Origin of the sequence: Streptomyces actinomycinicus (assembly GCF_016741775.1) — a bacterium.
Classification (GTDB): domain Bacteria; phylum Actinomycetota; class Actinomycetes; order Streptomycetales; family Streptomycetaceae; genus Streptomyces; species Streptomyces actinomycinicus.
In genome coordinates this window covers 367,726-389,460 of record NZ_JAERRK010000005.1, presented here as the reverse complement: position 1 = coordinate 389,460, position 21,735 = coordinate 367,726, and the positions used below count along the sequence as shown (strand labels likewise).

10 protein-coding genes are annotated in these 21,735 nt (G+C 74.9%); 8 read left to right on the top strand and 2 right to left on the bottom strand.

All coding sequences use genetic code 11. The annotated features are described in order from the left end of the window. Nucleotides 1–346: 346 nt before the first annotated feature. The 7 genes from JK359_RS13485 to JK359_RS13450 all read left to right on the top strand — a co-directional run bounded on the left by JK359_RS13485 (nt 347) and on the right by JK359_RS13450 (nt 18,952). Nucleotides 347–2,230 (top strand): RICIN domain-containing protein, encoded by a 1,884-nt coding sequence (locus JK359_RS13485; RefSeq protein ID WP_307788092.1) that lies wholly within the window; start codon nt 347–349, stop codon nt 2,228–2,230. A gap of 473 nt (nt 2,231–2,703) precedes the next feature. After that, nucleotides 2,704–9,954 (top strand): type I polyketide synthase, encoded by a 7,251-nt coding sequence (locus JK359_RS13480; protein ID WP_201835303.1) that lies wholly within the window; start codon nt 2,704–2,706, stop codon nt 9,952–9,954. Between the two features lie 4 nt (nt 9,955–9,958). Further along, nucleotides 9,959–15,586 carry a type I polyketide synthase gene (locus JK359_RS38975; protein ID WP_236677740.1) on the top strand — a complete coding sequence of 1,876 codons (5,628 nt, stop codon included), beginning with the start codon at nt 9,959–9,961 and terminating at the stop codon, nt 15,584–15,586. Further along, complete coding sequence (locus tag JK359_RS13465) at nt 15,583–15,903, top strand: acyl carrier protein (RefSeq protein WP_201835301.1); 321 nt, start codon at nt 15,583–15,585, stop codon at nt 15,901–15,903. Before JK359_RS38975 ends, JK359_RS13465 begins: the two co-directional genes overlap by 4 nt. Before the next feature lie 3 nt (nt 15,904–15,906). Beyond that, a complete protein-coding gene (locus JK359_RS13460; RefSeq protein WP_201835300.1) occupies nt 15,907–16,710 on the top strand; it encodes an alpha/beta fold hydrolase in 804 nt (267 codons plus the stop codon). Beyond that, the gene (locus JK359_RS13455; protein ID WP_201835299.1) at nt 16,707–17,888 is read left to right on the top strand and encodes a glycosyltransferase; all 1,182 of its coding nucleotides are present in this window, start codon (nt 16,707–16,709) and stop codon (nt 17,886–17,888) included. The genes JK359_RS13460 and JK359_RS13455 overlap by 4 nt, the downstream gene beginning before the upstream one ends. Continuing rightward, nucleotides 17,885–18,952 (top strand): class I SAM-dependent methyltransferase, encoded by a 1,068-nt coding sequence (locus JK359_RS13450; RefSeq protein ID WP_201835298.1) that lies wholly within the window; start codon nt 17,885–17,887, stop codon nt 18,950–18,952. Before JK359_RS13455 ends, JK359_RS13450 begins: the two co-directional genes overlap by 4 nt. A gap of 185 nt (nt 18,953–19,137) precedes the next feature. Here the strand turns inward: JK359_RS13450 and JK359_RS13445 are convergent, their stop codons facing one another. Beyond that, a complete protein-coding gene (locus JK359_RS13445; RefSeq protein ID WP_201835297.1) occupies nt 19,138–20,070 on the bottom strand; it encodes a lysylphosphatidylglycerol synthase transmembrane domain-containing protein in 933 nt (310 codons plus the stop codon). Between the two features lie 398 nt (nt 20,071–20,468). Here JK359_RS13445 and JK359_RS13440 point away from each other — a divergent pair, with 398 nt between their 5' ends. Then, nucleotides 20,469–21,119, top strand: coding sequence for a DedA family protein (locus JK359_RS13440; RefSeq protein WP_201835296.1), 651 nt, complete (start codon nt 20,469–20,471; stop codon nt 21,117–21,119). A 59-nt stretch (nt 21,120–21,178) separates the two neighbouring features. Here the strand turns inward: JK359_RS13440 and JK359_RS13435 are convergent, their stop codons facing one another. Continuing rightward, on the bottom strand, nt 21,179–21,706 hold the full coding sequence (locus tag JK359_RS13435; protein ID WP_201835295.1) for a gamma carbonic anhydrase family protein: 528 nt from the start codon (nt 21,704–21,706) through the stop codon (nt 21,179–21,181). Between the last annotated feature and the right edge of the window lie 29 nt (nt 21,707–21,735).

Below are 21,735 nucleotides of genomic sequence, written 5' to 3'. Positions count from 1 at the left end.
TGAAGGGCCGTGCGGGGAAGCGTGAGGGCCTGCCGGCGCCGCGCGCCGCGGAGTTGGAAATTTCGTAGGGCATCCGGCTTGTGTCGCACGCGAGTTGAGGGAACCGACAAAGCGCTCGCCGGTGATACCGCCGGTAACCATTGTGCGTTAAACCGACTTTGCCGTCGGGGCTTTCGAACTTCTTGTTTCCTGTGAGCGGCGTGTGCGAAAGTGAGCCTCCCCGCGGGAGGACAAAGGGCCGACGCCGACGTCGCGGCCTGCCCTTTTGGTACGCACCAATCAGGCACTGCTTTCCGACAGGACGCCGTTGTGTATGCCGTCCTGCGGGTGGAAAGGAAACGGTTCCGTGCAGTCCCCTCACCCCCCACGCCCGCCGTACCCACCCCTGCCCGGCCCGGTCGGCGGGTCCGACCGCACTCTCGTCGCCCGGCTCGGCGGCCCGGACGACGCCCGCCATCCCGCCGTCGCCCTGCTGCTCGCCCGGCACTGGCGGGCCACCTGCGACTATGCCGTCGTCTGTCTGGCCACCGCCGGCCCCTCCGCGCAACTGGTGGCCACCGCCGCCTTCCACCAGGTACTGGCCCGCATGACCGGTGGTGTGATCGGCGGCGCCCTGCGGCCCCAACTGCTGGTGGCCGCCCGTGACATCGTCCGTACCTGGGCCGCGGACGACGCGGCCTGTGTCACTCTGCCGGAATTGCGCAAAACCACCGGCGGCCGCGGTCTTCGCGCCACGAACCCCGGAACGCCGGAAAGCAGGCAACTCGCCGCACGCGCATTCCGGGCGCTCCCCGGTGCCGCGCAATGCCTTCTCTGGCACACCGAGGTCGAAGCCGAACCCATATACATACCCGCTGGTCTGCTGGGGATCGACACGGCCGCCGCGACGACCTCCCTGGAGCAGGCGCGCGAGCAATTCCGCGCCGGTTGCGTGCGTGCCCACCGGGAACTCGCGCCCGCCAGGGAATGCCGCTTCTACAACCGGCTCCTCGACGTTCCCATCCGCCGCGGCGGCGACCTGCTGCCCGAGGTTCGCCGGCACCTGACGGTCTGTGGTCACTGCCGGTACGCAGCCGACCAGCTCGGCCGTTTCGACGGTGGCCTGCCCCTGCTGCTCGCCGAGACCGTGCTCGGCTGGGGCGCCCGCCGCTACGTCGACGCACGCCCCGGCCGCTGCGACCCCGCAGGGCACCCGCCACCGCAGGACGTCCCGCAGGTGGCCGGTGGCCGGCACCGCGCCGGAGCGGACCACGGCAACGGTCGCGGAGCGGACCACGGCACCGGTTCCGGAGCGGACCACGGCAATGCTCCCGGACCGGAGTACGGCAATGGTTCCGGGGCGGACCACCGCCTCCGCGGCGGACCCGGGCTCCGGCACCGAAAGGCCGTGGCCGTCGGCGTCGGGCTGACCTCCCTCGCGCTGCTCGCCACCGTCCTCGTGGTCAGAAGCTGGTCCGATGACAACGGTGTCGCCGCCGCCCCGGGTGCCACCTGGGGTGCCCCCGCCGGCAACACCACCACACCGGGTGGCATCGGCGCGCACTCGGCGACCTCGCCCTCCGCCGCCTCGGTCGGCGAGTCCGCCGAGATCGCCCACGGCTCCCTCCGTGCCCTCGGCTCCGGGCGCTGCCTGGACGTCGACGGGGGCCGGGTCGCCGGGGGTGCGGGCCTCCGGCTCGCGCCTTGTTCGTCGGCCGTGTCGCAGCAGTGGTCGTACCGGGACGACGGGTTGCTGCGCAGCGCCGCCGATCCCGCGCTCTGCGTCGCCGCCGACCCCGGGACGGAACGCGTCGTGCTGGACGGTTGCGTCGTGCACGCGGGAGAGGTGTCGTACGACCTCACGGTCCGCGGCGAGATCCTGCTCCGCTGGCACAAGGGCCTGGCCCTCACGCCGGGTTCCGGCCGTTCGGCACGTTCAGCCCGTTCCGTATCGCGGGTCGGGGTGGCGGAACGCGACGGATCACGGGAGCAGCGGTGGGTGCTGGCACCGGGGGCGGGGGCGGTCGGAGTGCCGCGCTCCGGAGCCGGGCCGGAGGGAGAGGGGGCACGGCCGGGCACACCGGGATCGCCGCGCACACCGGGCTCGAAGCATGGGTCACAGGGGCCGCACCGGGCGCAGGGGCTGCGTGGGCCCTACGGGGGTGGAGGAGCGAACGGACCGGACGGGTCGGTCGGGCCGGTGGGGTCGGTGGGGTCGGTCGGGTCCGGCGGGTCGACGACTGAGCGGTGACGGGGCCGGCCGGTGACGGCCGGTCCCGGTCGTACCGGCGGTGGCCCCGGCCGGTCCCGGCCGGCCTCGGTCGTACCGTCGGCGGCCCCGGTCGTACCGTCGGTGGTCCCGGAGTGCGCGCCGGATCGAGCCAGGGGGCCGACGGCGTGCGGAATTTACAGACTTCGGCCGACTGTACCGGCGGCTTGCGCCGAGGTGAGTCCTCGGCGAAGTGGGCGGCCGCTTTGACGGACTTGCGCCGGTGTGGCGTATGCGGCCGGGCGGTCCGGCGTCGCCACCCGTGCAGGGAATTGCTGGATTTATCTGTCCTTGCGGGGAATTCGCCGTGCTGGCCGAATCGGAGTCACCGTACACCGAAAGGCTGCGGCGTTATTGACCCGCGAGTAATGACCTCGCTAGTTTCCAGCCCTCGCACCAGAGTGTCTCCCTGCACACCCCCCACCGTGCTGTCTCGCCGATCGTGCCGGAGCATCATGACCTCCCCTGTGCGTGCCCATGACCTGATCCTGTGCCTCACCCCCTTCGGGGAACCCGACGCCCGTCTTGCCGCCGCAGCGTCCGCCGCCGGCGGGCTCGGCGTCCTCGACCTGGGTACGGGCGGCCGAAGAGCCCGGGAACAACTCTCCCGGCTGATACGGGCGGCACCAGGACCGTTCGGGATACGGGTGACCGGGCGCTGCGCCCTCACCCCCGCGGATCTCGGCTGTGCCGTGGACACCGTGGTCCTCACCCCTGACGCGGCCTGGCCGGCCGCCGGATTACCCGTCCGGACAAGGGTGCTGGCCGAGGCCGGTGATCTCGGGCAGGCACGCGCCGCCATCCGTTCCGGCGCCCATGGACTGATCGCCCGGGGCAGTGAGAGCGGCGGCCGGATCGGCGAGCTGAGCACCTTCGTACTGCTCCAACAACTACTCGCCGATGAGGAGTTGGCCGGTCACCCGGTCTGGGCCTGCGGAGGCATCGGCCCGCGCACGGCGGTCGCCGCCGTGGCCGGTGGCGCGGCCGGAGTCGTCCTGGACAGCCAACTCGCCCTGCTGGCCGAGTCGGGGCTCCCCGAGACGGTCCGGGCGGTACTGCGTGCCATGGACGGTTCGGAGACCGTGGTGCTCGGCGGGCACCGGGTACTGCGGCGACGTGGCCCGGACGCCCCGCAGCCCCCCGCCGACGACCCGGAAGCGGTCGCGGCCCTGCTCGGCGCACGGGACCCGCGCGGCCGGCTGCTTCCGGTGGGCCAGGACGGCTTCCTGGCCGCCGGCTTCGCCGAGCGGTGGCGGGACGTGCGGGGCGTCGTACGCGGGCTGTCGGCAGCGCTGCGGGAGGCGGCCTCCGCGGGCGTACCGACGGGGCCCGCCGGCCCGGCCCTGGGGCCCGGCGCGGCCATGAGCACCGCGCTGGGAACCCGGTTGCCGGTCGCCCAGGGACCCATGACGCGGGTCAGCGACCAGGCCGGATTCGCCGTCGCCGTGGCCGAGGACGGCGCGCTGCCCTTCCTCGCGCTGGCCCTCGCCGACGGCGAGCGGGCCCGGGCGATGCTGACCGAGGCGCGTGCCGTGCTGGACGGCCGGCCCTGGGGCGTGGGCGTGCTCGGTTTCGCGCCCGAGGACATCCGGAACGCGCAGCTCGACGCCGTGCGGGAGCTGCGTCCCACGCACGCGATCGTCGCCGGCGGCCGGCCCGCCCAGGCCGAGGCGCTGGAGCGGGCCGGGATCCGCACGTTCCTGCACGTGCCCTCGCCGGGGCTGTTGCGGCAGTTCCTGGACGCCGGTGTGCGCAGGTTCGTCTTCGAGGGGTCCGAGTGCGGCGGGCACGTCGGACCGCGGGCCTCGTTCCCGCTCTGGGAGGCCCAGCTCGGCGTACTGGAAGACTTCCTGGCGGACCGGGAAGCGCATGCGGACGGGGACGCGGGGGCCCGTGCCGGGCACGGGACCGCGCGGGAGCTGGAGGTGTTCTTCGCGGGCGGCATCCATGACGAGCGGTCGGCGGCGATGGTCGCCGCGCTGGCCGCGCCGCTCACCGCACGCGGCGCGGCCGTCGGCGTGCTCATGGGCACCGCCTACCTGTTCACCGAGGAGGCCGTCGCCCACGGGGCCGTCCGGCCGCTGTTCCAGAGACAGGTGCTCGCCGCCACCGACACCATTCTGCTGGAGACCGCGCCCGGCCACGCCACCCGCTGCGTGCCCAGTCCCTTCACCCGTGACTACCGGACCAGGGAAGCCGCGTTACGTGCGCGGGGCCTGCCCGACCGGGAGGTCTGGGAGCAGCTGGAACGGCTGAACGTCGGCCGGCTGCGCATCGCCAGCAAGGGTGTGACGCGCGCCGCCGAAGGCGAGTTGCAGGACGTCGACGAGGAACGGCAGCTCAGCGACGGGATGTTCATGGCGGGCCAGGCCGCGGTCCTCCGTTCGGCGACCACCACGGTGTCGGCCCTCCACCGGGCGGTGAACGACGGCGCGGCCGCCTTCCTCGCCGCACGGTCACCCCTCCGGTCCGCCGCCGAGCCCCAGTCGCCCCCGCTGTCCCCGTCGCCCCCGCCGCTCGACATCGCCATCGTCGGCATGGCCTGCATGTTTCCGCAGGCCCCCGATGTCGCCACCTTCTGGGCGAACGTCGTCGCCGGACGCGACGCCGTCACAGAGGTCCCGCCGGACCGCTGGGACCCCGCGGTCCACCACACCGCAGGCAGCACCGCGTCGAAGTGGGGCGGCTTCCTGCCCGGGATCCCCTTCGACCCGCTGCGCTACGGCATTCCACCGGCCTCGCTCGGCAGCATCGAGCCCGTCCAGCTGCTGTCCCTGGAGGCGGCGCGCCGGGCCTTGGAGGACGCCGGATACGGGGAGCAGGGACGGACGTTCGACCGTTCCCGGACCTCCGTCGTGTTCGGCGCCGAGGCGGGCAGCGACCTGTCCAACGCCGTCACCCTGCGGGCCGTCCTCCCCTCGTACTACGGCGATGTCCCGGAAGGCCTGGCGGAACAGCTGCCCCGGCTCACCGAGGACTCCTTCCCCGGCATGCTGGCCAACGTCATCTCGGGCCGGATCGCCAACCGCCTGGACCTCGGCGGCGCCAACTACACCGTCGACGCCGCCTGCGCCTCCTCCCTCGCCGCCCTCGACGCGGCCTGCAAAGAACTCGTCTGCGGCACCAGCGACCTCGTGCTGTGCGGCGGCGCCGACCTGCACAACGGCATCAACGACTACGTCCTGTTCTCGTCCGTCCACGCCCTCTCGCCGACCGGCCGGTCCCGCGCCTTCGACGCCTCCGCCGACGGCATCGCCCTCGGTGAGGGCGTCGCCTGCGTGGTCCTCAAGCGGCTCGCGGACGCCGAACGCGACGGCGACCGGATCTACGGCGTGGTCAAGGGGCTCGGCTCCGCCAGCGACGGCCGCTCCCTCGGCCTGACCGCGCCCCGCCCGGAGGGCCAGCGGGCCGCGCTGGAGCGGGCGTACCGCAACGCCGGTGTCCCGCCGGCCTCGGTCGGCCTGGTGGAGGCGCACGGAACGGGGACCGTCGTCGGAGACCGTACCGAACTGACCGTGCTCGGCGAGGTGTTCACCGAGGCCGGCGCCGCGACCGGCGGGTGCGCGCTCGGCTCGGTGAAGTCGCAGATCGGGCACACCAAGTGCGCCGCCGGACTCGCCGGCCTGATCAAGACCACCCTCGCCCTGTACACCGGGGTCAAGCCACCCACCCTGCACCTGGAGCGGCCCAACCCCGCCTGGGCGGAGGGTTCGGGCCCGTTCGTCTTCCACACCCGCGCCCAGCCCTGGGCGGCACCGGCCGCCGAACGCTTCGCCGGGGTCAGCGCGTTCGGCTTCGGCGGCACCAACTTCCATGTCGTACTGGCGGCGTACGGGGACGGCCCGCCACCCCGGCAATGTCTGGACGCCTGGCCCGCCGAGCTGTTCCTGTTCCGTGGCCGGGACACGGCGGCGGGACGCGAGCAGGCCGCGGAGATCCTCCGGGCCGCCGAGTCCGAGGGCAGCCCCTGGCGACTGCGCGACCTCGCCCTGGCGGCGGCCCACCGCGCCGACACGTCGCACGATCCGGTACAGGCCGCGTTCGTGGCCCGCGACGTCGGGGAACTGACCGGTCAGCTGCGGCGGCTCCTCGCCGACGAGCACGCACCGGATGCCGGGATCCACCTGGCCGACCCCGCCACCCGTACCCCCGGCGCCACCCCGGCCGCGGGGCAGGTCGCGTTCCTCTTCCCCGGCCAGGGGAGCCAGCGCCCCGGCATGCTCGGTGATCTCCTGATCGCCGTCCCCGAGCTGCGGCACTACCTGCACCTCGGCCGGGCCCACGCCGACCGGATGTATCCGCCGGCCGCCTTCGACGACGCCGCCCGCGAGCGGCACCGTTCCGCGCTCACCGACACGCGCGCGGCACAACCCGCCCTCGGTGTCACGGGACTCGCCGCCCACGCCTTCCTCACCTCCGCGGGCGTCGAACCGGACCTGGCCGCCGGGCACAGTTACGGCGAACTGGTCGCCCTCACCGCGGCAGGTGCCCTCGATCCGGAGACACTGCTGGAGCTGAGCGCCGAGCGGGCCGCCGCGATCCTGGCGGCGGCCGGCGACGAGCCCGGCGCCATGGCCGCCGTGGGCGCCCCCGCCGAGGACGTCGTACGTGCCCTGCGCACGGCCGCGGCACCGGAATCGGTCGTCGTCGCCAACGTCAACTCGCCCACTCAGACGGTCATTTCCGGACCCGCAAAGGACGTGGACACCGCCGTACGAGCACTGCGCGCGGCCGGGCTCGGCGCGCGCCGCCTCCCCGTGGCCTGCGCCTTCCACAGTCCGCTCGTGGCCGCCGCGGGGGAGCGGTTCGCCAAGGTCCTCGCGGACAAGACCGTCCGGCCGCCCGAGTTCCCCGTGTGGGCCAACCGCACGGCCGCGCCGTACCCGCCCGATCCGGAAGCCGTGCGCGGCGAACTCGCCGCCCAGATCGGCGCGCCGGTCGCCTTCGCCGCCCAGGTCGAGGCGATGTACGAGGCCGGCGCGCGGATCTTCGTCGAGGCGGGCCCGGGTACGGTCCTCACCCGGCTCGTCGGACAGATCCTCGGCGACCGTCCGCACCGCACGGTCGCCTGCGAGCCGCGGCCCGACAGCGGTCTGGCCGGCTGGCTCGACGCCCTCGCCCGGCTCGCCGTCGCAGGGCTGCCGGTGCGCACCGCGTGGCTCTTCCAGGGGCGCGACGCCGTCGACGCCCTGCGCACCCCGGCACCGAAGCGGCCCGGCTGGACGGTCGACGGCCACCTCGTCCGCACCGCCGACGGGGCACTCCTGCCCGGTGCCCTCGCACCTGCCCGACGCGTCGTGGAGGCTCCTGTGACCATCGACCGGCCCACCGGCGCCCCGGCCGACCGGGAAGCGCTGATCTCCGAGTTCCTGCGCACCAGCCGGGAGATGATCGCCGCCCAGCGCGACGTGCTGCTCACGTACTTCGGCGGCGCCACACCGCCCCAGGCCCCCGTGGGGCCCGTAGCACCCGTACCGGCCGCAGCAGCCGTGCCGGCCGTGGCACCCGTACCGGCGGTGGCACCGGTACCGGGCCCGGAGGCCGTTCAGGGCGTGGCGCCGGCGCCGGCCGCGGAGCCGGTCCAGCGCCTTGGTCCCGAGTCCCCGCGGGCCGACTCCGTCACGGCCCGCCCGCCGGACGACGTGGAGCGGGTCGTGCGGGAGATCATCAGCGAACGCACCGGCTACCCCCTCGACATGATCGAACCCGGGCTGGACCTCGAGGCCGACCTGAGCATCGACTCGATCAAACGGGCCGAGATCGCCGGCGAACTCGCCAAGCGCCTCGGCATCACGGGCGGCGCGGAGGTCCTGGACGACGCCGAACTGGAAGAACTGGCCAAGGCACGCACTACGGCGGCCGTGACCGAGTGGCTCACGGAGCGGATCGGCGTGACCGACAGCCGGGCGGCCGGGCCGCAGGAGCAGGTGAGCCCGCCGGCCGGCGCGGACCAGGGCCTCGCCGACGCCGCCCCGGGCCCGGCCGACGCGGACCAGGGCCTCGCCGACGCCGCCCCGGGCCCGGCCGACGCCGCCCAGGGTCCCGCCGACGCCCCCCGCGGTGCCGCCCCCCGACGCTGCGAGCTGCGGCCCGTCCCGCTGCCGGGCCCGGACCGCGCCACCGACCTGTCCGGCAGACGGTTCGTCATCCTCGGCGGCGAGGCGACGGGCGAGCGCGCAGGCGGCGCGGGGACGGGCGAGCGCGCAGGCGGCGAGGGGACGGGCGAGAGTGCAGGCGGCGAGGGGACGGGCGAGCGCGCAGGCGGCGAGGGGACGGGCGAGCGCGCAGGCGGCGAGGGGACGGGCGAGAGTGCAGGCGGCGACGACGGCGACGGCGTCGCCGACCGGCTCGCGGCGCAACTAGCCGCACACGGCGCCGACGCCGTGATCCTCGACCGCGGCCACCTCGTCGGCGGGGCCGACGGAGCGGTCGACGGTGTTCTGTACCTCGGGGCGCTGCCCGGGCCGGACCTCCCGGACCTTCCGGTCCTGCCGGAGGCCTTCCCGGTGCTCCGGGCCGCCCTGGCCCGCGCGCCCCGGCTGCTGCTGGCCGTGCGGCCGGCGGACGGTGCCGGAGCGCTGCGCGCCGCGGGTCTGGACGGTCTGTTCCGCAGTGCCGCCCGTGAGTACCCCGACCTCCTGGTACGCGTCCTGGCGGTCGCCGACACCACCCCGGCCGCCGTCGCCGGCGCCGTGCTCGCCGAGCTGGCCGCCCCGGCACCGGCACCCGTCGTGCTGCGTACGGCCGGCGGAGGCCGGCAGGGCCTGGACCTGGTGCACGTGCCACTCGGGCCGCTCGCCGGCACCGGTGCCGGACCCGCCGGAGACGGCGCCGCCGAGGCCGCCGCCCTCGGGCTCGACCGGGACTCCGTCGTGCTGCTGGTCGGCGGTGCCCGGGGCATCACCGCGCGGTTCGCGGCCACACTGGCCGGCGCCTCCCGGTGCCGTGTCGAGCTGCTGGGCCGTACGCCCGCGCCCGCCGCCCCCGAGGACCCGCGCACCGCGGCCGCCCGCACCCCCACCGAACTGCGGGCCGCGCTCGCGGCCGGCCCGGGTGCTGCGAAGCCGGCCGAGATCAACCGGGCCGCCGAACTGATACTCGCCCAGCGGGAGATCACCGCCACGCTCGCCGAACTCACCGCGCTCGGCAGCGCGGCCCGCTACCGCTCGGTCGACTTCCGGGAACGGGACACCGTCCTGCAGACGGTCAAGGAGATCCACGCCGAGCACGGCCGGCTCGACGGCGTGGTCTTCGCCGCCGGGGTGATCGAGGACCGGCTGGTCGCCGAGAAGACCCCCGAGTCCTTCCAGCGGGTGTACGGCACGAAGACCGCCGGTGCCGGCGCACTGTTCGCCGCCCTGGACGACCTGCCCACCGCACCGGCGTTCACCGTCCTGTTCGGCAGCATCGCCGCCGTGCTCGGCAACCGCGGCCAGGCCGACTACGCCGCCGCCAACGACGCCCTGGAGGCGCTCGGCACCGACTGGGCGGCCCGTACCGGGCGACGCGTGCTCACCGTCCACTGGGGACCCTGGGCGCCGGACGGGAGGCACCCCGGCATGGTCGGGGCGGAACTCGGCCGCGAGTACGCCCGCCGCGGCGTCGCCCTCATCGACCCCGACGAGGGCACCGCGGCCCTGCTCAGGGAACTCGCCTGGGGCGACCCGGCGGCCCGCGCCGTCGTCTACACCGCCTCGGGCTGGTAACGACATGACGGAGCGTCATACTCCCGTCGCCATCGTCGGGATGGCGGTACTGCTGCCCGGCGCCCGCGATCTGGACGCCTACTGGCGCAATCTGCGGGCCGGCACCGACGCGATCCGCGAGGTCCCGGCCGACCGCTGGGACCCGGGCCACTACCGGCCCGGATCCGCCGCCGGGCCCGCCGTCGCCGGCCAGGTGTACTGCCGGCGCGGCGGCTTCCTGGACGGTCCCGCCGAGGTGGAGGTCACCCGCTTCGGCATCATGCCCTCGGCGGTGCCCGGCACCGAACCCGACCAGCTGATCGCCCTCGACGTGGCCGCCGCCGCGCTCGCCGACGCGGGCGGCGCCGAGCGGCTGCCCGAACGGCACCGGGCCGGGGTCGTCCTGGGCCGCGGCGGCTATCTCACCCCCGGCCTGGCCCGGCTCGACCAGCGGGTGCGCACCGCCGCCCAGCTCGTGCACACGCTCGGCGAGTTGCTGCCCGACCTCGCGCCGGACCAACTCGACCGCGTGCGGGAGGCGTTCACCCGACGGCTCGGCCCCGACAGCCCCGACGCGGCGATCGGCCTCGTCCCCAACCTCGCCGCCTCCCGCATCGCCAACCGTCTCGACCTGCGCGGCCCCGCCTACACCGTGGACGCGGCCTGCGCCTCCTCCCTGGTCGCCGTCGACCAGGCGGTCACCGCACTCACCACCGGCCGCTGCGACCTGATGCTGGCCGGGGGAGTGCACCACTGCCACGACATCACCCTGTGGAGCGTCTTCTCGCAGCTGCGCGCCCTGTCGCCGACGGAGCGCATACGTCCCTTCCACCGCGACGCCGACGGCATTCTCATCGGCGAGGGCACCGGAGTCGTGGTCCTGAAGCGGCTCGCCGACGCCGAACGCGACGGCGACCGCGTCTACGCCGTGATCCGTGGCACGGGCGTGGCCGGCGACGGCCGTACGGCAGGGCTCGTCTCGCCCGACCCCGGCGGGCAGACCCGGGCCGTGCGCGAGGCCTGGCGGGCCGCCGGACTCGACCCGGCGGCACCGGACGCGATCGGCCTGCTGGAGGCGCACGGCACCGCCACCCCCGCCGGTGACAAGGCCGAACTCACCACGCTGGCCGAGGTGTTCGGTCCCGGTGCGGGATACGGGTGGGACGACCGCCCGGTCCTCGGCTCGGTGAAGTCGATGATCGGCCACACCATGCCGGCCGCCGGAGTGGCGGGCCTGGTCAAGGCCGCGCTCGCCCTCCACCACCGCACGCTGCTGCCCACCCTCCACTGCGACGACCCGCACCCCGCCCTCGCCGCAACCCGCTTCCGCACGCTTGACCGGGCTCTGCCGTGGGAGAACGGGGCAGGACGGACGGTCAGACGGGCCGCCGTGAACGCTTTCGGGTTCGGCGGGATCAACGCACACGTGGTCCTGGAGGAGACCCCGGGCAGCCGCCCGGCCGTTCCGCTCCCGAGGCAGGCGGGACTGCGGAAGGAGGCGGGGCTGACGGGGGCGGCGGAGCCTCCGGAGGTGGTGGGGCTGTCGGGGGCGGCGGAGCCTCCGGAGGTGGTGGGGCTGCCGGAGGTGGTGGGGCCGTCGAGTGAGGCGGGGCTGCCGAGTGAGGCGGGGCTGCCGGAGGCGGCGGAACTGCAGGTGGCGGCACCCCCCACGGCTTCCTCGCGCGTCTCCGAGCCCGAGCGGATTCTCCTTCTCGCCGCCGGCGACACGGACGGTCTCGCCGCACTCCTCGGCGCCGACGACTCCGCCGTCCTCTCCGCCGGGCTCGACCCGGCCCTGCCGCACGCCGAGGCGGGCCCGGCCCGGCTCGGCGTCGTGGACCCGACCGGCAAGCGGCTCGCCCTGGCCCGGCGCGTGGTCGGCAAAGGCCGGCCCTGGCAGGGTCGCAGCGACGTGTGGTTCCGGCCCGGACCCCTGCTCGGCCCGGCCGGCGGCAGGCTGGCGTTCGTCTTCCCCGGTCTGGAGGGCGAGTTCACGCCCCGCACCGACGACGTCGCCGCCCACTTCGGCCTGCCCCCGGTCGCCGGTGCCGGGCCGGACGTCGAGGTCGGCGACGTCGGCCGGCACGGCTTCGGCGTGGTCGGCGTGGGCCGGCTGCTCGACCAGGCACTGCGCCGCATGGGCGTCGTACCGGACGCGGTCGCCGGGCACAGCGTCGGCGAATGGACGGCCATGGCCGCGGCCGGACTGTACTCGGCCGGTCAAGTGGACGCTTTCATGGCCGAGTTCGACCCGGACACCGTCACCGTCCCCGGTCTCGCCTTCGCCGCCGTCGGCGCCTCGGCCGCCCATGTCCGCGCCGCTCTGGCCGACGGCGACCGGGCGGACCGCGGGATCGTCCTCTCGCACGACAACGCGCCCCGCCAGTCCATGGTCTGCGGCCCGGCGGGGGCGGTGGAGGACTTCGTCCGGGCCCTGCGCGCCCAGGGCGTGCTCTGCCAGGTGCTGCCGTTCCGGTCCGGGTTCCACACGCCGATGCTCGAACCGTTCCTCGCCCCCATCAAGGAGGCCGCCGACCGCTTCCGGCTCCACCCGCCGACCGTGCCGGTGTGGTCCGGGACGACCGCGGCGCCCTTCCCCAGGGACGAGCCGGCGGTACGCGAACTGTTCGTACGGCACCTGCTGGAGCCGGTCCGCTTCCGTGAGCTGACCGAGGCCCTGTACGCCGCCGGGCACCGCGTCTTCGTCCAGACCGGCCCCGGCCGGCTGACCTCACTGATCGGCGACACCCTCGGCGACCGCGATCACCTGGCCGTCGCCGCCAACTCGCCCCATCACAGCGGCCTCTCCCAACTCCGGCGCACCGCCACCGCACTGTGGACAGCCGGAGCACCGGTGACCCCGTCGCTACCTCCCCGCACCACGGCAGCACCGTCGGTGGCTCCCCGCACTGCGGCAGCACAGTCGGCGGCTCCCCGCACTGCGGCAGCACAGTCGGTGGCTCCCCGCACTGCGGCAGCACAGTCGGTGGTTCTCGGGGACACGGCAGCACCGTCGGTGGCTCCCCGCGCCACGGCGATCCCGCCCGCACCTCCACGGGGCGCAGCCGCCCCGTCGGCACCTGCCCAGGCCGCCGCATCCGCGCCGGCCGGTGGCCGCCCGCCCGTCCGCCCCGTCCGCCTCGACCTCGGCAGCGCCCTGGTGTCGCTGGACGGCCCGACTCTCGACGCGCTCCGTGCGGAACTGCGCCCAAGGGCCACGCCTCCACAGCCGGCGCACTCCACAGGACCGGCGTCCGCCGGCAGCCCGGAGCGCGTCGGCGGTTCGACTTCCGTCGGCTCCGACGACTCGGCATCCGCAGGCAGTCCCGCCGACTCCCGCGGCCGAGGGGCCCTCTCCGGCCCCGCCAGCTCCGGCAGGACGGCCTCCGCGGGCAACTCCGTCGGCTCCGGCAGCCCCGAGCACCCCGTCGGCCCCACCCTCGACGACCTCGCACCCCACCACCCGGCCGCAGCCGAACTGACCGCCCTCCTGAGGGACACCGCGCACACGGCCGCGCAGCTGATCACGGCGAGCCGCCGCCCCGCCGACGGGACGACACCGGCCCCCGCCGCGGCCACTCCCACACCTCCGCCATCGCCCACGCCTCCCTCGCGGAGCAGACCTCTCACACCTCCGGCCCCCCTCACGCCTCTCTCGCGGAGCAGACCTCTCACACCTCCGGCCTCCCTCACGCCTCTCTCGCGGAGCAGACCTCTCACACCTCCGGCCCCCCTCACGCCTCCCTCGCGGAGCAGACCTCTCACACCTCCGGCCCCCCTCACGCCACCCTCGCCGAGCACACCCCTCACACCTGCGGCAGCACCCGCCGCACCCCTCACCACCACCTCCCTCCACATCTCCGCTCACACCATGCCCCACCTCCTGGACCACTGCTTCTTCCCCCAGCGCCCCGGCTGGCCCGATCTGGACGACCGGTGGCCGGTGGTCCCCGCCACCACGATCGTGCGGCACATGATGGACGCGGCGGAGGCGGCCGCGGCCCCCGGCCTGCACGCCGTGGCCGTGCACGGTGCCCGCTTCGACCGCTGGCTCACCGCCACGCCCCCGGTCGACGTCCCGGTCACCGTCACCCCCGTCCCCGGCCGGCCGCAGCACCTCGGCGTCACCTTCGGTCCCACCGCCCGCGCCGTGATCGAACTCGCCCCGCACGCGCCCGCCCCGCCCCCGCTCCGCCCCCTCGGGGACGCCCCGGAGCGCCGTCCCGAGCACACCGCGGCACAGCTGTACCGCGAACGCTGGATGTTCCACGGCCCCCGCTTCCAGGGCCTGACCGAACTCACGGGCATCGGCGAGCGGCACATCAGGGGAGTGATCACCACGCCCGCCGCGCCGGGCGCCCTGCTGGACAACGTGGGCCAGTTGCTCGGCTACTGGATCATGGCGACCCGTACCGAACGAACCGTCGTCTTCCCCGTGCAACTGCGGGAGGTGCGGTTCCACGGTCCGCATCCGGCGCCCGGCGCCCGGGTGGGCTGCCTGCTGCGGATCACCTCCCTGACGGACACGGTCCTGGAGGCGGACGCGGAGCTGACCGTCGGCGGCCGGGTGTGGGCGCGGATCACCGGCTGGCAGGACCGCCGCTTCGACAACGACCCGTCGACCCGTCCCGTCGAACGCTTCCCCGAGCGGCACACGCTCTCCACGGCCATGCCCGGCGGCTGGGCGCTGGTGCACGAGCGGTGGCCGGACCTCGCCTCGCGCGAGCTGATCATGCGCAACTCGCTGGGCAGGACGGAACGCGCCGCATACGCCGAGCGCCCGCCCCGCGGCCGTCGGCAGTGGCTGCTCGGCCGGATCGCGGTCAAGGACGCCGTGCGGCACTGGCTGTGGCAGCACGGCGAAGGGCCCGTCTTCCCGGCGGAGATCAGGGTCGGCAACGACGAACTCGGCCGCCCCGGTGTCGCCGGCGTGCACGGTCGTACGCTGCCCCCGCTGGACGTCTCGCTCGCCCACCGGGCCGAGGCGGGCGTGGCGATCGTACGGCCGCACCGCCCGCGGCCCGGCCCCGGCATCGACATCGAAGAGGTCACCGACCGCGACCCGGCGACCCTCACCACCGCGCTCGGCCCGGCCGAACTGCGCCTGCTGCGCGCCCTCTGCGACGACGCGGGTGAACCGGAGGCCGTCTGGTTCACGCGCTTCTGGGCCGCCAAGGAGGCCGTCGCCAAGGCCGAGGGCGTCGGATTCGGCGGCCGTCCCCGGGACTTCACGGTGCTGGAGGCCGCCCCTGACGGCAGCCGGCTGCTGGTCTCCGGCCGCCTGGAGCGCTCCTACCGCGTGCACTGCACCCCGGTGAGCAGCCCGCCCGCGCTGCCCCGGCGCGCCTACGTGGCGGCCTGGACGGCGGGCCCCGGAGCCGACGACGGACCGCACGAGTCAGCATCCGGCCCGGCACTCGCCGCAGCAGCCGGCCAAGCCGCAGACCGAGCACTTGACCAAGCCGCCGACCCATCAGCCGAGCCGGCCGCAGACCGAGCACTTGACCACACCGCCGACCCAGCAGTCGAGCAAACCGCAGACCGAGCAGTCGAACCGGCCGCAGACCGAGCGGTCGAGCCGGCCGTAGACCGAGCAGTCGGTCGAGTGCCCGGTCACGCAGCCGACGCAGCAGCCGAGGAGTACGCCCCATGAACCCCACCCAGCCGGCCCCGGCGCAGCCCACCGCCGACACCGTGCTCGCCGACGTCGCCGGCATGCTCCGCACGGTCCTCGCGGAGTACGGCGACGACGACGTGGTGATCGGCATGTCCACCACCTTCAACCGCGACCTGGAGCTGGAGAGCATCGACCTCGTCACCCTGGCGGGTCTGCTGGAGGAGCGGTACGGGCAGCGGGTCAACCTCGCCGAGTTCCTGGCCGGCATGGAGTTCGACGAGATCATCGAACTGACCGTCGGCCGGCTCGTGGAGTACGTCGTGTGGAGCCTGAAGACGACGCAGGCGGGCTGAGCGATGGCCATGGTCGACGCCGGCGGCATCCGGCTGCACGTCCAGCGCACCGGCCCGGTCGCCGGCCGCGGCACCATCGTGCTGGTGCACGGACTGCTCACGGACAGCCTCGCCAGCTACTACTTCACCGTCGCCCCCGCGTTCGCGGCGGCCGGACTCGACGTCGTCATGTACGACCTGCGCGGCCACGGCCGCAGCGAGCGCCCGCCGCACGGCTACACCCTCGACCACAACCTCGCGGACCTGGAGGCGCTCCTGGGCCGGCTCGCCGTCACCGGGCCCGTGCACCTCGTCGGAAACTCCTACGGCGGCACCATCGCCTTCGGTTACGCGGCCCGCCATCCCGGCCGCGTGGCCAGCCTGAGCCTCATCGAGTCCGAGCCGGCGACGGCCGCCTGGGCCACCAAACTCGGCGGCATCCTGCGCCGGGTGACGGCCGAACTCGCCCACAACGAACCGGACGCGATCGCCTGGATCACCGCACACCGAGGCCACAACACCGCCCGCCTCGCCAAGGGCGCCGCACGCCTCGCCCGCGAGACCACCCTCGGCCGGGACATCCCCGCCAGCCGGGTCCTCACCGAGGCCCAGATCAGCGCCGTACGGTGCCCGGTCCTCGGCGTGTACGGCGGGGACTCGGACCTGGCGGACCTGGTGCCGGTGCAGCGGCGGCTGCTGCCGGACTTCCGCGCGGTCGTCCTGCCGGGACACGAACACTCGGTCCTGGTCGAGGCGCCGGGCACCGTCGGCGGGCACATCCTGGACCTGGTGGCCGGCGTCGCGCCCGCGGAGGCGGGTGTCCGGTGAGCGGTTTCCTCTTCGTCGTGCCGCCACTGACCGGGCACATCAACCCGGCCGTGGGCGTCGCCGCCCGGCTCTCCGCGCGCGGCCACCGCGTGGCCTGGGTCTGCGCCGACCCGGCGCTGGTACGGCGGCTCGCCGGCCCGGACGCGGTGGTGACCGGGTGCGCGGGACCGGTGCCGGGCGCCGGGGGCGCCGTACGGCCGCCGGACCTGCGGGGAGCGGAGGCGCTGCGGTTCCTGTGGGAGTGGTACCTGCTGCCGCTCGCCGACGCGATGGCGCCCGGAGTCGGCGCGGCCGTCGCCGAGGTCCGCCCCGACGTGGTCGTCGCCGACCAGCAGGCCTTCGCCGGCGCCCTGGTCGCCGAGCGCCTCGGGCTGCCCTGGGCCACCTCGGCGACGACCTCCGCCGAGTTCAGCGGCGCCTACGACGGCCTGCCCAAGGTCGCCGACTGGATCCGGGAGCGCCTGGCCGGGCTGCGTGCCCGCATCGGCGACCCGTCCGGCACCGCCGACCCGCGCTACTCACCCCACCTGCTGCTCGTGTTCAGCACCCCCGAACTCATCGGCCCGCAAGCGCCGTTGGCGCCGCACGTCCACTACGTGGGGCCTTCGCTCACCGGCCGGCCGGCCGCGCCCGGCTTCCCGTGGGAATGGCTCGACCGGGGCCGTGCCAAGGTCCTGGTGACCCTCGGCACGGCCAACGCCGACGCCGGCGGCCGGTTCCTCGCCGAGTGCCTCGGCGCGCTGCGGGAACGCGCCGACCGGGTGCAGGCCGTGATCGCCGACCCGGGCGGCACGCTCCGCGCCACGGCCGGCGACAAGGACGTGCTGATACTGCCGTCCGTGCCCCAACTCCCGTTGCTGGCCCGCATGGACGCCGTCGTCTGCCATGCCGGCCACAACACCGTGTGCGAGGCCCTGTGGCACGGCGTGCCGCTCGTCGTGGCCCCGATCCGGGACGACCAGCCGGTGGTGGCGGGACAGGTCGTGGACTCCGGCGCCGGGGTCCGGGTCAGGTTCGGCCGCAGCACCGCGGCCCGGCTCGGCGAGGCCCTCGACACCGTCCTGCACGACTCCGCCCACCGGGCCGCCGCCGCCCGGGTGCGCACCGCGTTCCGCGCGGCGGGCGGCGCACGGACCGCGGCGGCCCACCTCGAACGAATGGCAGCGGAGAGCCGATGAGCGACGCCCGTGACAGGACAGCCCGTATCGCCGCCCTGCGCCCCGCCTACCGGGCCGACCTGGCGGCCGGCACCGACCGCTTCTTCGCGCCGGGGCGCACCACCTGCCCCTGGTGCGCGTCCGCCCGGCTCACGCCCCGGCTGCACACCGGCGACCTGCTCCAGCACAAGCCCGGCCGGTTCACGCTCGACCGCTGTACCGACTGCGGCCACGTCTTCCAGAACCCCCCGCTGACGCCGGAGGGACTGGAGTTCTACTACCGGGACTTCTACGACGGTCTCGGCGAGCAGCGGATGAGCGGCACCTTCGGCGGGCGCACCGCGATGTACCGGGGCCGTGCCGAGGCGATGCTGCCGCACGATCCGGCGCCGAAGACCTGGCTGGACGTCGGCACCGGCCACGGTCACTTCTGCGAGACCGCGCGTACCGTCCTGCCGGACACGTCCTTCGACGGACTCGACTTCACCGACGGCGTCGAACTCGCCGCCCGCGCGGGCCGCGTGGCCCACGCCCACCGCGGCGCCTTCCCCGACCTGGCCCCCAAACTCGCCGCCCGCTACGACGTGGTGAGCATGTTCCACTACCTGGAGCACAGCACCGATCCCGACCGTGAACTGCGCGCCGCCCACGGCGCCGTACGTCCGGGCGGCCACCTCCTGATCGAGGTCCCGGACCCCGAGAGCCGCTATGCCCGGCTCCTCGGCCGCTGGTGGCTGCCCTGGCTCCAGCCGCAGCACCTGCACTTCATGCCGGTCGCCAATCTGCGCCGCCGCCTCGGCGAGCTGGGGTTCACGGTGGTGGCGGAACAGCACGCCGAGGCGCACGACCCGGTCGACCTGCTCGCCGCCGTCTGGCTGGCCCTCGACCACGCGGCCCCGCGCGAGGACGCGCCCTGGTTCCCCGGACCACCGGGACCCCTGCGGCGCGCCCTGCGCACGGCACTCCTGCTGTCGGGCGTCCCCGCACTCCTCGCCGCCACCGCCCTGGACCGTTTCGCCGTACGCCCGCTCTCCCACCGCCTGGGCGTGTCCAACGCGTACCGCTTGGTGGCGCGCAGGGACTGACGCTTCCCAGCACACCCTCGCAACCGTTGCTGTCAGGGGCACCTTCTCGTCACGCGAGTCGGGCGTGCGGGTGGGAGAGCGGGCCCACCGGACATCCGCTGCGGAGTGCGGCGCGGCCGGCACAGGCACCGTCAAGGGCACCTCGGCGACACCCGAGCCGGGCGGGCGGCTGGGCGGGAGACCGGCTACAGCACCTTCGCGCGGATCAGCGCCGACAACACCAGCGCCCCCGGCAGCAACGGCACCCAGTCCGTCAGCACCCGGTACCCGATCACCGCGGCGGTCGCCACCGCCGGCGTGGAGCCGAAGGCGACCAGCGTCCACACCAGCGCCGCGTCCACGGCGACCCCACCCGGCGCGGGTACCGCTCCGACGGCCGTGCCCGCCGCCAGGTAGGCGAGCACCACCTGCTCCCAGGGCAGCCCCAGCCCGAGCGAGGCCCCGACACAGGCGAGCGTCGCCGCCTGCAGCAGCGGCATCGCCACCGCCCCGCCCCACAGGGCGAGGACCCGGCAGGGCCGGGTGTGCACCGTCCGCGCGTCGGCCAGGGCGGAACGCAGCAGTCCGGTCACCGGCCGCCGCAATGGCCGTACCACCGTCAGCAGGACCCCCGCCACCGCGAGCGCCCCGCCCCCGACGGCGGCGAGCGGCACCAGCAGCCGGCCGTCCGGTATCAGGTCCCCCAGGCGCCGCCAGGCCGGCGATGCCGCCAGGAACACCAGCAGCACCGCCGTCTTCGCGGAGGACTTCGCCAGCGAGTACAGCCCGATCGACGCGGTCGCCCGGTCCAGCGGCACGCCCTGCCCGCGCAGGAAGCGCAACGTGACGGCGTGGGCGCCGAGGCCGCCGGGCAGCACGTGGTTGGCGGCACCCGCGGCGAACTGCGAGGCCAGCAGCAGCCCCGGCGGCACCCGGTCGGGCAGTGCGCCCTGCCGCACGCAGGAGGCGGCGACCCAGCCGAGGCAGGTGAAGCCGGCTCCGGCCAGCAGCCACCGCACGTCGGCCGCGACCAGCCGGCGTACCCCCTCGTACACGACGGGCCGGTTGGCCACGGCCAGGCCGCCGGCGAGCAGCACAGGGGCCAGGCACAGGGCCAGCCGGACCGGCCGGGCCGACATGCGCGACGCCGGTCGGCCCGCGGCGACGGGGCACGGGGCCTCCGGCGCCGGAAGCGGGTGAGCGGGGAGCGGGTGAGCGGGGCGCGAGGGGGAGAGCGAAGGCGAGAGCGACGGAGTCAGCGGGGAGGAGGGGGACGGTGAGGACACGGGGACGTCGTCCTTCCGCGGCGGGCCCCGCACCGGGGCCTCGGGGAAGCGGGGTGGGCGAAACCGAGTGGGAGCCTTCCCCTCCCGTGTGACAGAGGGATGTCCGGAAACGAAAGGCGTGAGGGCGGGTCGGTGCCGCCGGGCGGGCACGGGCAAGGAACCGTTCACCGCCGACCAGGTAGCCTTCCCTTGGGGCGCGCTCTGCATGCGGCGTTCCGGCCGGCAAGGAGAGCGACAGGGGAGGAACCGGCGTGCACGTCCAGGATCTGCTCGACTCGGTGCCCGCGGGGGCCGTCTACGCCCTGGTGGCACTGGTCATCGGTCTGGAGAGCCTGGGCATCCCGCTGCCGGGTGAGATCGTCCTGATCTCGGCGGCCCTCATGTCCTCCCAGGACTCGGGGATCAACCCGGTCGTCCTCGGCCTGTGCGCGACCGCCGGCGCCGTGATCGGCGACTCCATCGGCTACGCGATCGGCCGCAAGGGCGGGCGCCCGCTGCTGGCCTGGCTGGGCAGGAAATTCCCACGGCACTTCAGTGCCGGCCATGTGGCCACCGCCGAGCGCTCCTTCGAGAAGTGGGGCATGTGGGCGGTCTTCTTCGGTCGTTTCGTCGCCCTGCTGCGGATCTTCGCCGGCCCCCTCGCGGGCGTCCTGCACATGCCGTACTGGAAGTTCCTGATCGCCAACGTCCTGGGCGGCATCTGCTGGGCGGGCGGCACCACGGCCGTCATCTACTACGTGGGCCGCGTCGCCGAGGACTGGCTGAAGCGCTTCTCGTACCTGGGCCTGGTGGCCGCCGTGCTGATCGGTCTGACGTCGATGCTGATCCTGAAGCGCAAGGCGAAGAAGGCCCAGAGCGAGCAGCAGGTATCCGAACCGGAACCTGTCGGCGCCGGCGACTGAACCACGCCCTCCAAGGGTGCGGGGAGCCGCCACGCACCCGCACCCCTTCCCGCGGGTTCCTACCGGTGCACGTCCTTGTGCGCCTTGCCCAGCTCCGCGTACATCGTGCCGTTGAGGGTGACCCCGGCCCGCTCCTCCTCGGTCAGCTCCCTCCTCACCTTCGCGGGCACACCCGCCACCAGCGACCCGGGCGGCACGACCATGCCCTGCGGCACCAGCGCCTGAGCGGCGACCAGCGATCCCGCCCCGATCACCGCCCCGTTGAGCACGGTCGCCCCCATCCCGATGAGGCAGTCGTCCTCCACGGTCGCCCCGTGGACCACCGCGTTGTGCCCGATGGACACCCGCTCTCCGACGGTCACCGGAAAACCGGGATCGGCGTGCAGGGTCACGTTGTCCTGGACATTGGTCTGCGCCCCCACGGTGATCTTCTCGACGTCCCCGCGCACCACGGCCCCGTACCAGACGCTGGTCCCCGGGTGCAGCGTGACGTCCCCGATGACACAGGCCGTGGGCGCCACGAACGCCTCCGGATCCACCTGCGGCTCCTTGCCCCCGATACCCACGATCAGCGCCTTCTGCGTCATCACCGTCTCCTCGTGTCTGCGGTACCCGG

What these genes read in the sequence shown, in the direction of transcription:
- JK359_RS13465 (WP_201835301.1), top strand. Translation starts at nt 15,583, where the DNA reads ATGAACCCCACCCAGCCGGCCCCGGCGCAGCCCACCGCCGACACCGTG.
- JK359_RS13460 (WP_201835300.1), top strand. Translation starts at nt 15,907, where the DNA reads ATGGCCATGGTCGACGCCGGCGGCATCCGGCTGCACGTCCAGCGCACC.
- JK359_RS13450 (WP_201835298.1), top strand. Translation starts at nt 17,885, where the DNA reads ATGAGCGACGCCCGTGACAGGACAGCCCGTATCGCCGCCCTGCGCCCC.
- JK359_RS13435 (WP_201835295.1), bottom strand. Translation starts at nt 21,706, where the DNA reads ATGACGCAGAAGGCGCTGATCGTGGGTATCGGGGGCAAGGAGCCGCAG.
- JK359_RS13445 (WP_201835297.1), bottom strand. Translation starts at nt 20,070, where the DNA reads ATGTCGGCCCGGCCGGTCCGGCTGGCCCTGTGCCTGGCCCCTGTGCTG.
- JK359_RS13480 (WP_201835303.1), top strand. Translation starts at nt 2,704, where the DNA reads ATGACCTCCCCTGTGCGTGCCCATGACCTGATCCTGTGCCTCACCCCC.
- JK359_RS38975 (WP_236677740.1), top strand. Translation starts at nt 9,959, where the DNA reads ATGACGGAGCGTCATACTCCCGTCGCCATCGTCGGGATGGCGGTACTG.